9 protein-coding genes are annotated in these 11,675 nt (G+C 73.5%); 5 read left to right on the top strand and 4 right to left on the bottom strand.

Annotated elements, in window-relative coordinates:
* Positions 1–198: 198 nt before the first annotated feature.
* Both D1825_RS02885 and sigK read right to left on the bottom strand, forming a co-directional pair.
* Complete coding sequence (locus D1825_RS02885) at positions 199–1,065, bottom strand: anti-sigma factor (protein ID WP_118765978.1); 867 nt, start codon at positions 1,063–1,065, stop codon at positions 199–201.
* Positions 1,062–1,709 carry an ECF RNA polymerase sigma factor SigK gene (sigK, locus tag D1825_RS02890; RefSeq protein ID WP_233549586.1) on the bottom strand — a complete coding sequence of 216 codons (648 nt, stop codon included), beginning with the start codon at positions 1,707–1,709 and terminating at the stop codon, positions 1,062–1,064. The genes D1825_RS02885 and sigK overlap by 4 nt, the downstream gene beginning before the upstream one ends.
* Positions 1,710–1,860: 151 nt before the next feature.
* On the opposite strand from sigK, the gene D1825_RS02895 reads away from it, so the two are divergent.
* The 3 genes from D1825_RS02895 to D1825_RS02905 are packed head-to-tail and all read left to right on the top strand — an operon-like array spanning position 1,861 to position 3,367.
* Positions 1,861–2,268, top strand: coding sequence for a DoxX family protein (locus D1825_RS02895; protein ID WP_118765979.1), 408 nt, complete (start codon positions 1,861–1,863; stop codon positions 2,266–2,268).
* Positions 2,269–2,328: 60 nt separating this feature from the next.
* Positions 2,329–2,919, top strand: coding sequence for a DinB family protein (locus D1825_RS02900; protein ID WP_118765980.1), 591 nt, complete (start codon positions 2,329–2,331; stop codon positions 2,917–2,919).
* Positions 2,920–2,953: 34 nt separating this feature from the next.
* On the top strand, positions 2,954–3,367 hold the full coding sequence (locus D1825_RS02905; RefSeq protein ID WP_118765981.1) for a nitroreductase/quinone reductase family protein: 414 nt from the start codon (positions 2,954–2,956) through the stop codon (positions 3,365–3,367).
* Positions 3,368–3,423: 56 nt separating this feature from the next.
* Here the strand turns inward: D1825_RS02905 and D1825_RS02910 are convergent, their stop codons facing one another.
* Entirely contained in the window at positions 3,424–8,481 is a 5,058-nt protein-coding gene (locus D1825_RS02910) for a discoidin domain-containing protein (protein WP_118765982.1), read from the bottom strand.
* 353 nt (positions 8,482–8,834) lie between these two features.
* Here D1825_RS02910 and D1825_RS02915 point away from each other — a divergent pair, with 353 nt between their 5' ends.
* Positions 8,835–9,878, top strand: coding sequence for a LacI family DNA-binding transcriptional regulator (locus D1825_RS02915; RefSeq protein ID WP_118765983.1), 1,044 nt, complete (start codon positions 8,835–8,837; stop codon positions 9,876–9,878).
* Positions 9,879–9,927: 49 nt separating this feature from the next.
* Positions 9,928–11,217 carry a YibE/F family protein gene (locus tag D1825_RS02920; protein WP_233549587.1) on the top strand — a complete coding sequence of 430 codons (1,290 nt, stop codon included), beginning with the start codon at positions 9,928–9,930 and terminating at the stop codon, positions 11,215–11,217.
* A gap of 3 nt (positions 11,218–11,220) precedes the next feature.
* Here D1825_RS02920 and D1825_RS02925 read toward each other — a convergent pair.
* A partial coding sequence (locus D1825_RS02925; protein ID WP_138067388.1) for a YibE/F family protein occupies positions 11,221–11,675 on the bottom strand: 455 nt, incomplete at its 5' end.

Genomic DNA, 11,675 nt, shown 5'->3' on the forward strand with positions numbered 1-11,675 from the left:
GGGCGCAGCACGAGCCACCGTCCCGCGGCCGGCGCCCGAGGCGACCGGGGGCGTGAGCGGGTCGGACGGCGCGAGCGCGGGTGGCGCGCAGCCCGCGCTCGGGCCGCGGCACCCGCGCTCGGCGAACGGAGTCTGGCGCGGAGGCCGCGCGCGAGGTGACCGCAGGCGAGCGGGCAGCGGGCGAGTCGGGCCGGCGGGTCAGCTCTGGGTGAGGACGACGACCGGGGTGGTGGTCGGCTGCGCCGAGCCGCCCGCGGGCTCCACGGTCATGGCCAGGGCGTCGCCCGACGCGAAGTCGTCGGCCAGTCGGCGCACGGAGCCGCCGTCGGCGGAGAGGACCCCGGCCGATGCCGCCTCGTCGCCGTTCACGACCCACAGCTGGTACACCTTGCCGTCCGCGAGCGCCGGGAGGCCGGTCGCGCTGAACAGTGCGTCGTCGTCGGTGAGGACGGCCGTCGCGGTGCCGCCGCCGGCCACGTCGCCGTGGACAAGCACGGCCGACGGGTCCCGGAGAACGTCGGCGAGGGCCTGCTGCTGGTTGGTGGCGTCCTCGGCGCGCTGGTGCTGCTGCACGAGCAGCGCGCTGGGCACGGCCGCCCCGATGACCACGGCAGCAGCCAGCGACCACCAGCGCTGCGCACCGCGCGGCTTCGCGGCACGGTGCGACGTCGCGGGCGTGCCGGCGCGCTCGGCGACCGGAGCGTCGATCGACGCTGACCCGGCCGGTCCAGCCGGCGCGGTTTCGCTGGCGGCGCTCGACGTCGTGTCGTCGGCCGGCCGGACGAGACCATCCGTCGGGGTGGCCCCATCCGCGGGCCGGCCCTCGCGGGCGACCGCGTCGAGCACCGAGGCACGCAGGCTGGCGGGCGGCTCGGCGGCGACCGCGGAGCCGAGCCGAGCAGCGACGGCCTGGAGGTCGGCGAGCTCGCGCGCGGCGTCGGCGTCCGTGGCGATCAGACGTTCGACGGCGCGGCGCTCGACGTCGTCGACCGCGTCGAGCGCATACGCGCCGAGCAGGGCGCGCACGTCGTCGCCGGAGGCGCGGAGGTCGTCGTTCTCGCTCATGCCGCCACCCCCAAGCAGTCCTTGAGCCGGAGCAGCCCGTCGCGGATGCGCGACTTGACCGTGGGCAGCGCGGCGCCGAGGGTCTCGGCCACCTCGCGGTAGGTCTTGCCGCCGTAGTACGCGAGCACCACGGCGCGGTGCTGGGTCTCGGTGAGCGTCTGCAGGCAGTCGCGCACGCGGACCTGCTCGAGCATGCCCTCGACCTCGTCGGCGACGACGTCGAACGGCCGCTCGCCGCTCTCGTCGAGCACCCGCTGGTCGCGGTCGCGCTGGGCCTGGACCGAGCGGACCCGGTCGACCGCGCGGCGGTGGGCGAGCGTCACCACCCAGGTGCGGGCGGATCCGCGGCCGGCGTCGAAGCGCGCCGCGGTGCGCCAGACCTCGACCCACACCTCCTGCGCGACCTCCGCGGCATGGTCCGGGTCGCGCAGGACGCCGAAGCACGTGCCGAAGACGGGGCGCTCGAGCTGGTCGTAGAGCCGCTCGAAAGCAGACTGGTCCCCGGACGCGACGGCCGCGAGCAGATCGGGGGCGTCGCTCGTCGGTTCGGGGGCCTGCACCACGCGCGCCAGTGTGCCCCACGAGCGCGCCAGATGCGCGCGCGACGTGCGCGGGGCGGGGCTCGAGGACAGCAGCAGAAGCACGGGACACCTTCCGGGGTGGCGGGCCAGGACCGGGAACACTCGAAGTTCGGAGCAGATGCGCCGGCGGATGGCCGCTACCCCACAATCACCCCCTCGGCACGCCGGCACCGGGTGAGAAGCGCTCCGGCACCCGCGGACGTACGGTGCGGGGATGTCGTCCCTCGCCACGGCCGCGCGCCGCCAGCTCTCGCAGCACGGCCCCGCGCTCGCCCTCGCCGCGCTTCTCGCCACGTCGGGCACGATCCACCTGGTCAAGCCGGGCGTCTTCCGTCCGCTGATCCCCCGGTCGCTCGGCGACCCGGACCCGTGGGTGCTGGGCAGCGGCGTCGCCGAGCTCGCGTGCGCCGGAGCCCTCGCGGTGCCCGCGACGCGGCAGGTCGGCGGGCTCGCGTCGGCCGCGCTGCTCGTCGGCGTCTTCCCCGGCAACGTGACGATGGCCGTCCGGTCGCGGCCCGACGCACGCTCCTGGGCCGGGAAGCCGGCGGTCGCGTGGGCGCGCCTGCCGCTGCAGGTGCCGCTCGTCGCGTGGGCCCTCGCGGTCGCCCGCCGCGCTCGCTGACGACGCCAGACACGGGCGAAACAGGAGGCACCCGGCGACCCCGGTGGAGATAGTGGACCGATGGACGACAAGGCGACCCTGCTCCGCTACCTGCGCACCGCACGCACCGACCTGCTCGGCAAGATCGACGGCCTCAGCGAGTACGACGCCCGTCGCCCGCTGACCCCCACGGGCACGAACCTGCTCGGCCTGGTCAAGCACGTGGCCAGCGTCCAGCTCGGCTACTTCACCGACACCTTCGGCCGCCCGACGGGCATCACGGCCCCGTGGCTCGCCGACGACGCCCCGGACGACTCCGACATGTGGGTCCCGGCCGACGAGAGCACCGCGTCGATCGTCGCATTCCACGAGGCGTCGGCCCAGGCGTCCGACGAGGTCATCGAGGCCCTCGACCTCGACGCCCCGGGCACCGTGCCGTGGTGGCCCGACGAGCGCAGCGCGGTCACGCTGCACCAGATCCTGGTCCACGTGCTCGCGGAGACGGCCCGGCACGCGGGCCACGCCGACATCCTGCGCGAGCACGTCGACGGCCTCGCGGGCCAGCGCGTGGGCGATGCGAACGTCCCGGCCCGCTCGTCCGACCAGTGGTCGGCCTACGCCGCACGGATCGAGGCGGCGGCCCGCGCGGTCGCCGAGAGCGCCCCTTCCTGAGGCGCCCGACGATGTTCCGGGCCACGATGACGAGATGGCAGAGACGAACCAGCTGGAGATCAACGCCCACGTCATCGAGCGGTTCCGCGCCGGCGGTCCCATCGAGGGCATGCACCGCGACCGACTCCTGCTGCTGACCACCACGGGCCGCTCGTCGGGTGAGCCGCGGACCGCGCCGATGATGTTCCACCTCGACGAAGGCACGCCGGTCGTGATCGCGTCGGCGGCCGGTGCGCTGCACGACCCGCAGTGGTTCGACAACCTGGTCGCCGACCCGGCCGTGCACGTCGAGCTGGCCGACGAGGAGTACGACGCCCACGCCGTCGTCGCGAGCGGGGACGAGCACGACCGCCTCTGGGCCGACATCACGGCCGCGTACCCGTTCTTCCTCGACCACCTGGCCAAGGCGGGCCGCACCATCCCGCTCGTGATCCTCGAGCGCGCGTGACACGGCAGGAGGGGTGGACGGCACGCGCCGCCCACCCCTGCTGACCACGGCCTGCGCTACGCGGCGACGCCCCCTCGCCTTGAGCGGGCGACCAGCAGCACCACGCCAGCGAGCAGCGTGATCACGCCCGCGAGCGCCACACCGCCCACGTCGCCGCCGGTCGCGGCGAGGTCACCCGCCGCGACGACCTGCAGGGTCGCACTGCCCTCGGCACCCGAGCCGGCACCGCGGACGACCACGGTGTGGGTCCCGACAGAGGTCTCGGTGGGCACGGTCGCGACGACCTCGACGCTGCCGTCCTCGTCCGCCTCGCCCTGCGTGAGCAGCACGGGCGTCGAGTGCAGCCAGACCTCGACCCGCTCGCCGGGCTCGAGCCCGGTCGCCTCCACCGTGAGCGTGCCGCCCGCCTCGACCCGACCGGCCGAGAGCGTGACGTCGACGGCGTCGTCGTCCGGGGTAGCCGTCGGACCGGTCGGCTTCGGGTCGGTCGGCTTCGGGTCCGTCGGCTTCGGCGTGGTCGAGCCCGACGGGGTCGGCGACGGGGACTGCGTCGGTGACGGCGACTGCGTCGGCTCCGGGTCCGTCGGCCCCGCAGGGCTCGTCGCCGGGTTCGTCCGCGGGTCGACGGGAGCGGCCGGCGGCTCGATCCCGGCATCGGGATCGGCCGGGTCCGGGTAGCGCTCCACGTAGCTCGGCACGGTGCTCGCGCTCTCGTTGCGCGCTCCTACCCCGTTGACCACGTGCTCGAAGATCCCCTCGCCACCGAGCGAGACCACGAGCAGGTGGTGCAGGGTGACGCCGGCTGTCTTCGGCACCTCGAACCCGCCGTCGACGGTGATCTCCTCCTCCTCGGTGTCGGACGTGAAGTTGGAGTACGCCCCCAGCCCCCACGCCTCGTGGTGCTTCACCGAGCTGTCGACCTTGTACGCGGCCCAGCCCTTGACCCCGTCGTGGTTCCACGCGGCCTGGTCCGGGACGTCGTACGGGAGCTCGTTCTGGAAGAACACGGTCCGCCCGCGCTCGCCCTTCCAGAGCACGTTGTACCGCTGGAAGTGCTCGACGAAGAGCCCGTAGGCGGACACGTCGTCGCCGTTCACCACGAACCCGTAGTCCGAGGTGTTGGCGTCCCAGCCGATCCCGGCCCCGTGGTCGCCCCGCCAGGACCAGACGTGGTCGACGATCGTGTCGTCCGCGTCGACGACCATCGCGGCGTCGACCTTGCCGGCCACGGCTCCACCGACGCGCAGGAACACGTCGCTGAGCACGATCGGGTCGGCCGCGTGGTCGCGGTGCACGTCCTTGTCACCCACGACGAGCAGCGCGGGCGACTCGGTCACCGCGGCGTCGAACAGCAGCCCGGCCACGCGGATGCCGTCGGCGTCCGCGACGAGCATGCCGATGCCGCCGCCCGTCGGGATGATCGTCGAGAGGCCGAGGCCCAGCACGACCGTCCCCGGACGCGTGACCTGGATCGTCTTGTCCATCCGGTAGACGCCGGGCGTGAACAGCACGTTCTTGCCCGCCGCGAGCGCGGCGTTGACCTGGGTCGCGGTCGCGCCCTGCTTGACCACGAAGAAGTCGGTCAGCGGGATGGACGTGCCCGGCGTCGTGCCGTTCTTCCACGTGGTGCCCGCCGTGCCGTCACGCAGCACCGGGACCCGCACGGACCAGTCGGCCGCCACGTCCTCGTCGTCGCCCGACAGGTACAGGTAGGGCTTCTCGGCGATCGCACCCGTGTGCTCGAGCGCGGTGATCGGCGGCGTCGGGTACGCGCCCCAGCTGGCCGGGAGCGTCGCGCGGGGGTCGCCCGCGCCGTCGCCCTTGGACACGTCGCCGGTCACGCCCGAGTAGACGAAGTTCCACACCCCGCCGGCCCACGTACCCACCGAGCTGTCCCGGGCGTACCACTGCTGCTGGGTGAACGACTTCACGTAGCCGGTGACGTTCGAGTCCGCGATGAAGCCGCCCGACGACCAGCCGTACCGACCGGAGTCGAGCTGGAGGTTGCCGTTGACCTGCACCCGCCGCAGCGGCGCGGCCTGCGAGGTGGCCCAGTGACCCGTGCCGCCCGTGGGCGTGTAGGACAGGTTCTCCGCCGAGCGCCAGAAGTTCTGCGTGGCGTTCATGTCGAACCACTCCGCGTCGACCCAGTCGCCGCCCGTGATGTCCACGTCGGTCGGGTCGAGACCCGCGCCGGACATGGCCGTGTAGAAGCCGACCCGTGCGTCGAGCGTGTAGTCGCCCGGCTTGAAGAAGATCTGCCAGCGACCCTCGCCGAACTGGTCCTCCTCCTGGTCTGCGAACACCGAGTCGAAGATCGCCTGGATGTCCTTGGCGTCCATCGACGGGTCGAGCACGAGCACGCGCGAGCCGAGCAGGGCGGTCGTCGGGAGCTCGATCTTGCGACCCTCGAAGATCTCGAGGTCCCACAGCGAGACGCCGTACGGCGTGCCGCGCGTGACCGCCTCGAGCCGCACGTACCGCGCCCGCACGGGCTCGAACCGGGTCACCTCCGGACCCTTCTCGGCCAGGCCGCGCACGCGCGCCGCCGTGGTCCAGGTCGAGCCGTCGGTCGAGATCTTGACGTCGTAGTCCTTCGCGAACGCGCCCTCCCAGTACGGCTTGAGGCCGCACACGGGGGCCCCCTTGCCGAGGTCCACCTGGATCCACTCGCCGTCCCGGCCGACCCAGTTGCCGCTGCCCGGGGGCGTCTCGGCGACGCCCGAGTCCCAGCGCGACCAGACGTTGGTGTCGATCGCGTCGCCGCCGTTGCCGTGCGACGCCGTCGCGGTCACGCCGGCGTCACGCACGAGGTCGCGGCCGCAGACGAGGTCGCCGGTGCCGGGCACCACGGGACCAGTGGGGTCGGGGTCCGTCGGGTCGGTCGGGCCGGTGCCCACGGGCTCGCCCGTCGCGGAGAACACCTGCAGCTCGTAGAACGAGTAGCCGAACGTCGAGCCGCGGTGGATGCCCTTCATCCGCACGTACCGCGCGGTCGTCTCGTCGAAGTCGACCGTGTGCGTGCCGGCGGCCTCGTCGCGCTGCTGCGCGACCGTGGTCCAGGTGGTGCCGTCCGTGGAGACCTGGACGTCGTAGTCCTTGCCGTAGGCGGCGCCCTCCCAGAACAGCTTGACCTGGTGGACGGCGTACCGGGCACCGAGGTCGACCTGGTACCACTCGTCGTCCTTGCCGTTCCAGCTGCCGTCGAGCGCGCTGCCCCACTTCGTCGTCATGACGCCGTCGACGCCCTGCGCGGCCGGGTCCTGGGACGACGAGGCCGTCGCGGTCTTGCCGAGCGCCACGTTGACACCTGCCCCGTCGACAACCTTGACCGACTGGCTCTCGATGCCCACGTTGCCGTGACCGTCGCGCGCCAGCACGTAGACCTTCCACGCGCCCGCCGTCGTCGGTGCGGTCACGGTGAACGTGCCCGCCGTGCCGGAGTAGGTCGCCTTCGTGAGCGCCTTGTCGCCCGTGGCGTAGTTGCCGGACAGGTCGACCTCGTAGGTGATCGCGTCGCCGTCCGGGTCGCTCGCCGCAGCGGAGACCTCGAACGTCGAGCCCGCGAGCACCGAGCTGGTCGGCACCGTCATCGAGGAGATCACCGGCGACGAGTTGTCGTCGGCCGCGGAGCCGCCGTAGGCCTTCGCGACCGCGAAGTACCCGAGCCGCTTCTCGCCGCCCGTCAGGACGTTGAGCCAGACACCGCCCATGTCCTTCTCGATGCCGTAGTGGAACAGCGTCGCGCCGAGCGCCTGCCCGGGGTGGTCGGTGACGGCCTTCCACGCCGTGGTGTAGCCCGCCGCCTTCTGCACGTCGGTCGGCTCGACGGGCACGCCGTTGGCGTCGTCGGGCACCTCCCACTCGCCCGTCGGCCCGCCCTCGGTGATGAGGTAGGGCTTGCCGTAGTCGCCGGCCTCCCACGCGGCGTGCACGTCGCCGATCGCGCCGTAGGAGTTGACCGCCAGCAGGTCGAGCGCGGGGGCGTTCTTCTTGTAGTAGGGCCACGCGCCGACGTAGGCGTCGGTCGAGGTCACGGGGTGGTTCGGGTCGATCGCGTGGATCGCGACCGCCGCCTCGTTGACGAACGACGTGTACGCGTCGCGCTGGGCCTCGAGCTTGGCGCCCGAGTAGCAGTTCTGCAGGCCGAGCACGGACTCGTTGCCGACGTCCCACAGCAGCACGGCCGGGTCGTCCTTGTAGTGCGTCGTCCACTTCGTGATGTCGGCCAGCGCGGCCGCCTTGTACCCCTCGGCGTCGTCGACGAAGTCGGGGCAGCCGCCGCTGCCCGGGCCGCCGCCCGGCTGCAGCCAGAACCCGGCGACCACGCGGATGCCGTTCGCGGCCGCGACGTCGAACAGGTGCGCCGACGAGGCGTCGGTCCCCCACGTCCGGATCGTGTTGACCCCCATGGCCTTGAGGTCGGCGATGTAGTCCTCCGCGTGCGCCGCGTCGGGACCCCACGTCATGCCCTTGACGACATAGGGCTCGCCGTCGACCAGCAGCTGCCAGCTGCCGTTGCCGCCCACCACCTCGACGGTCTTGCCCGAGGGCTCGACCGGCGGCGTGGTCATGGCCTCGCCGTAGACCCGCAGCTCCCAGAGCGAGTAGCCGTAGCCGATGGCCCGCTCGGTGCCGTGCACGCGCACGTAGCGCGCGGTCGCCGGCGTCGGGAGCGTGACGTCGTCCTCGTAGAGCTCGGGGTTCGTGGAGCCGGCGAGCAGCGGGGCCGCGCCCGGAGCCGTGTAGACGGTCGTCCACGCGGAGCCGTCCGACGAGACCTGGACGGTGTACGCGCTCGCACGCGCCCGCTCCCAGTCGAGCGTGACGCGCTCGACCGTGCTGGCCTTGCCGAGGTCGACCTGCAGCCACTGCGGGTCGACGTCGTGGACGCTCTCCCACCGGCTCTGCAGGTTCCCGTCCACCGCGGCCGCGGCCGCGGAGCTGTTGGACGACGCGGCCGCGGTCTTGCCCTGCGAGAGCAGGACCGGGCCGTCGGCGGCCGCGGGCAGCACGGCTGCGCCGACGGTGAGGCCGACGAGCGAGAGCACGCCGATCGAGGCGACGGCCGCGCGCCAGCGGCGGCGGGAGACGGGTGGGGCCAGGGCTGTCATCGGGTCCTCCTGGTGGTGCCGGTCGTCGTCGACCGGGCGGGCACACGCTGTTCGTCATCGAGCAGTGGGGCGGGTCGTGCGCGCGCCGGGCACGGGGTGCTGTGCGGGTGCGGCGCGTGGAGCTGTCGAGCGCTTGCGCGGGCGGGCGTCGCTGCCCGCACCAGAGAGCGCTCTCTGTGTGCTCGGAGTATGTCGGGATCGCGTCATCCGCCGCAAGAGAGCGCTCTACGCATCCCACGATCGGGTGCATGACCAGCGTCGCCACCTGCGCGGACGCGCGCATCGGGTAGGGCTCACCCCGCGACAGGGCCAGGATCCGCGTCAGGGAGCGACTAGGGCGCTACCGTGCGGGGGTGCCCGACGACGCCAGCCCCCGCGTGAGCACGCTCGAGGACGTCGCACTCGTCGCGGGCGTCTCCCGTGCCTCCGTCTCGCGCGTCGTCAACGGCAAGGCCGGGGTCGCGGCCCACATCGTCGAGGCGGTCAACGACGCGATCGCCCGCACCGGCTACGTCCCCAACCGCGCGGCCCGCTCGCTGGTCACGCGCCGTTCGGACACGGTCCTGGTCGTGGTCTCGGGCAGCGACACGAGCCGCGCCGGCCCGTGGGGACCGGGTGACGTGCTCGCCGACCCGTTCTTCGGCCGGGTCGCCGGCGGGCTGATGAGCTCGCTGCGCCCGCGCGACGTGCACCCCGTGCTCATGCTCGCGGTGACCGACGACGAGCGCAGCCGCGTGCTGTCCTACGTGCGCGAGGGCAGCGCGGACGGCGTCCTGCTCGTCTCCGCCCAGGCGGGCGACCCGCTCCCCCAGATGCTCACGGACGCCGGTCTGCCCGTGGTGCTGTTCTCCCGGCCGGACCACCCGCTGCCGCTGAGCTACGTCGACGTCAACAACCGCGCGGGCGGGGCGCTCGCCGCCGACCGGCTCGTCGAGCGCGGCTGCCGCTCGGTGGGCATCGTCACCGGACCGCTCGACATCCCGGGCGCCGAGGACCGGCTCGTCGGCTTCCGGGAGGCGATGGCCCGGCACGGCGTCGCCTACGTGCCCTCGGCCGCGGGGACCTTCTCCGTGGAGAGCGGCGTCGCGGCGATGTCCACGCTGCTCGCGGACCACCGGGTCGACGGGGTGTTCGCCTCGAACGACAACATGGCCGTCGGCGCGATCCTCGCGGCGCAGGAGCGTGGGCTCACGGTGCCCGACGACGTCGCCGTGGTCGGCTTCGACGACAGCACCGCCGCCCTCATGTGCCGGCCGACCCTGACGACGGTGCGGCAACCGATCGAGGAGATGGCCGCCGAGATGGCACGGCTCCTGCTCGAGCGGCTCGACGTGCCCGACCAGCGGCCCAGCGCCGCCATCTTCGAGCCGGCCCTCGTCGAGCGCGGCTCGGCCTGACCCGAGCGCAGGTTCGTCGACCACCCCCGGCGCGGGACACAATCGAGCCGTGACAGTGACCACCGACCCCCTGCCTCCGGAGCCGCAACCACCCACCGCCCGCCGCGCCCGGCGCGCGCACGGGCGAGGCGGCCGCTCCGCGGTGACGATCGCGCTCCTCGCGGTCGTCGGCGCGATCGTCCTGGCCGCGGCGCTCACGCTCGCGCTGACCTGGCCCGGCCACGTGACGCCGTCCGGCCAGGCCGCAGGGCTTGGGGACGCCGGGGTCCAGCACGTCAACGCCGAGGTGACGGGCTCGAGCATGCAGAGCTGCGACGCGAGCGTCGAGAACATGCTCCCGGACGGCACGCTGCCCGCGTCGGTCGCGTGCCTCAAGGTCGAGGCGCGCCTGACGTCGGGTGCCGACGAGGGGCGCGTCGTGTCCGTCTACGCGACGTCCGGCATCACGAAGGGCGACGTCCCCGCGGGCACGCGGATCATCGTCGAGCACTACCCGGCGGCCGACGGCGCCCCCGAGACGTGGGCCTGGTCGGACTTCTCGCGCGGCGTGCCTCTGGGGGCGTTCGCGCTCGCGTTCGTGCTGGTCGCGGCCGTGGTCGCGGGCTGGCGCGGGCTGCGCGCGGTCGCCGGGCTCGCGGTCGCGTTCACGGTCATCTGGGTCTACCTGCTGCCGGCCCTCGTGGCGGGCAAGCCCGCGCTGCTCGTCGGGCTGGCGGCGTCCGTCATCATCATCACCGTCGCGCTCTACCTCGCCCACGGGCCGAGCCTGCGCACCACGACAGCGCTGGGCGGCACTCTCGCGGGGCTGCTCCTGGTCGCGGCGCTCGGCGTGCTCGGCGCGCACGCCGCCCACCTGTCGCCGGTCGCGTCGGAGGACGACTACCGCCTGGCCGCGCTGATCGGCGACCACGGCGTCCAGACGCTGCACGGCGTGTTCCTGTGCGGCGTCGTCCTCGCGGGGCTCGGCGTGCTCAACGACGTGACGATCACGCAGTCGTCGGCGGTCTGGGAGCTGCGCGCGGCGGACCCGACGGCCTCGTGGCAGGCGCTGTTCACGGGCGGGATGCGGATCGGGCGCGACCACATCGCCTCGACGATCTACACGATCGCGTTCGCCTACGCGGGCGCCTCGCTCCCCGTGCTCATGGTCCTGCAGCTCTACGACCTGCCGCTCGGGCAGACGCTGACGAGCGGCATCTTCGCGCAGGAGATCATCCGGACGCTGGCGGGCTCGATCGGCCTCATCCTCGCCATCCCGCTGACCACGGCGATCGCGGTGAGCGTGGCGACGCGCGCGACCACCCGCCAGCTCACGGCCCAGGGCGGGCACGCCCACTGAGCACTACCCGACGGGCGCGGCGACCTCCGTGGGCGCGAGCTCCGCGGGAGCGGGAGCCGAGTGGACCACCAGGGCCGCGATCGCGGTCGTAAGCGGGATCGCGAGCACCAGGCCGATCGAGCCGACGAGCGTGCGCGCGACCTCCTCGGCGAGCTCGCCGTTCTGCAGCGCGTCGAGGATCGCGCGGTCGGAGATGCTCACGAGCAGGACGAGGGGCAGGGTCGCGCCGACGTAGGCGAACACGATCGTGTAGACGGTCGACGCGATGTGGTCGCGCCCGATCCGCATGCCGCGGGAGAACAGCTGGCGGCGCGAGGCGTCGGGCGAGGCCGCGTTGAGCTCCCACACGGCCGACGCCTGCGTGATCGTCACGTCGTTGAGCACGCCCAGTCCCGCCAGCACCATGCCGCACAGCAGGACTGCGCGCAGCCGGACGTCGGGCGCGTAGGACATGAGGT

This window comes from Cellulomonas rhizosphaerae, from assembly GCF_003470205.1.
Taxonomy (GTDB): Bacteria; Actinomycetota; Actinomycetes; order Actinomycetales; family Cellulomonadaceae; genus Cellulomonas; species Cellulomonas rhizosphaerae.